This window comes from Parazoarcus communis SWub3 = DSM 12120, assembly GCF_003226565.1.
Taxonomy (GTDB): Bacteria; Pseudomonadota; Gammaproteobacteria; order Burkholderiales; family Rhodocyclaceae; genus Parazoarcus; species Parazoarcus communis.
This window is the reverse complement of record NZ_QKOE01000057.1, coordinates 1-1796: the sequence shown is the minus strand read 5'-3', so window position 1 is coordinate 1796 and position 1796 is coordinate 1. Positions and strand designations below refer to the sequence as shown.

Sequence of the window (1796 nt, the reverse complement as noted above, 5' to 3'; positions counted from 1 at the left end):
CCGTCAATGGTCTGAGTGAAAAATAGTGTCCCTACACGACCTCTGCCAGCAAAACGCTAAATGCTTGTTCTGTAAGCACTTGATGCCCAGTTCATGGCGATGTCACGCGAAAAGTGTCGAACTCGGGCGGCCAGTCGCCGGGCCGCCGAACGCGGTCTCCGACGCAGGGTGGCAAGGTGAAAACCGGGCAGAAAGAGCGTGGCATTTGTCATGCCATATTATCTCACTATACGCCAATGGCATGTTGCGCCAAACGTGCTACGAGGGCTTAACTTAGTGCCATTCTGGTCTGTCCCCTATTATTACCCTGATGTATTATTATCTTGATGTGAGCAGCTCGCAACAACACCGCTCAAGGTTCATCAGGCACGTAGCAGACAACCCGCTTCAGATCGATCGGCACGATCTTCAAGGCATCCAGGTCGTAGCCCCAGGCCTGCGCGAGGCCGCTCTGCCAGTCGATCTCCTCACCCGGTTCGGTGCGACCACCGTAGCGCAGCGTGACGATCATCGACGTGCCGGTGTAGCCGTCGAGCGTGCAATAGCCGTCATACTCGAATTGCAGTGGATCTTCGCTGATGTCGAGGGACTCGTAGGATGTGGGGGGTAGCGCGACAGCATCGAGAACTCGTAGTTTGTTGCTGCTATCAACCCGGCCCACGATCTCAGTCAACAGCACCACGTAGTGTCCTTGGCAGTTGGCAAAGACAATGGAGTGGTCGTCCGAGACCTCATGATGATCCCGCCGGACTCTTTCGCCGCCTTCGTGGGTACACGATAGTCCGGGCACGATTCGCATTCTCGGCATCAAATATACGTATTCCGTGCCGATCAAGGCCTGCGCCTCCTCCTCGGCCGATTTCGACCATGCCTGAGCATTTGTGGTCACTGCACACGCAGCCAGCAGCAAAAGCCCCAATGCAGATTTCTTCAATATCAGCCCCTGACGTTGACCCCACGGACCTTCAGGCCTACGCCCCGCGGTGCGGTCTTGTCGCCAACGGCCTCAAAAATGGCCCAGCCAATCGGCACATGACCATAGAGATCCTTGGGGTCGATTCGGCCGGTCAGGCCTCGTCCCGGTCTGTCCACGGTCCGAATTTCGAAGTGCAGATGCTGATCCTCTCCAATCATGCTTCTGGCGTTGCCGGAATTGCCGGTGTAACCCAACAGGTCCCCTCTGCTTACTCGATCCCTTTCCTTTACCACCCAGAATGTGAGGTGACAATAAGCTGCCCAGAGCGTTTCGCGACTGGTATCGAACTTCAGCACCACCACCTTCCCGTAGTCACCCTGATCATTGGTGAACGCGATCTCGCCGTCGGCGATGGCATAGCACGAAGTCATTGGTGCAGCCGTCAAATCCCACCCCTGATGCGGTCGTGACCCACCATTGCGGACCATGCCAAAGGTGTGGTTGAGCATATCGCGTCGAATCCTGTTGCTCTGCAACGGCCACGCAAAATCCGTCATGCAACCTCCAATGCCTTATAGGTAAGTGAAGTCCTGATTGTACTCCCCCACGATGAAGCGAACAAAGAGAAACCATTAAATGTCATATCCCATGTGAATTGCGGCGCACATCCAGAGCCGAACCCTCGATTGATCACGGCGACTCGCCGATAGTGGATTTCGATACCCTAACTGGTGGAACTCAGACCCGATGACGACCAGATCGATCCCTACGACTATCTGGTCGATGTGTTGCAACGAGTCAGTCAGCATCCAGCCAGCCGTGTCCACGAACTCACGCCGCGACTGTGGAAGCAACTCTTCGCTGATAACCCGCTGCGCTC

2 protein-coding genes and 1 pseudogene are annotated in these 1796 nt (G+C 55.7%); 1 reads left to right on the top strand and 2 read right to left on the bottom strand.

Annotated features, from left to right (window positions below; all coding sequences use genetic code 11):
* Positions 1 to 352 precede the first annotated feature (352 nt).
* Positions 353 to 934, bottom strand: coding sequence for a hypothetical protein (locus DNK49_RS22910; RefSeq protein ID WP_133255161.1), 582 nt, complete (start codon positions 932 to 934; stop codon positions 353 to 355).
* 2 nt (positions 935 to 936) lie between these two features.
* Complete coding sequence (locus DNK49_RS22905; RefSeq protein WP_110530377.1) at positions 937 to 1473, bottom strand: M23 family metallopeptidase; 537 nt, start codon at positions 1471 to 1473, stop codon at positions 937 to 939.
* Between the two features lie 201 nt (positions 1474 to 1674).
* Between DNK49_RS22905 and DNK49_RS22900 the strand changes: the two are divergent.
* Positions 1675 to 1796, top strand: a pseudogene (locus DNK49_RS22900) (transposase domain-containing protein); the annotation flags it as partial.

Excerpts from the sequence above, each read along its gene's own strand:
- DNK49_RS22905 (WP_110530377.1), bottom strand. The coding sequence starts at position 1,473 with ATGACGGATTTTGCGTGGCCGTTGCAGAGCAACAGGATTCGACGCGAT.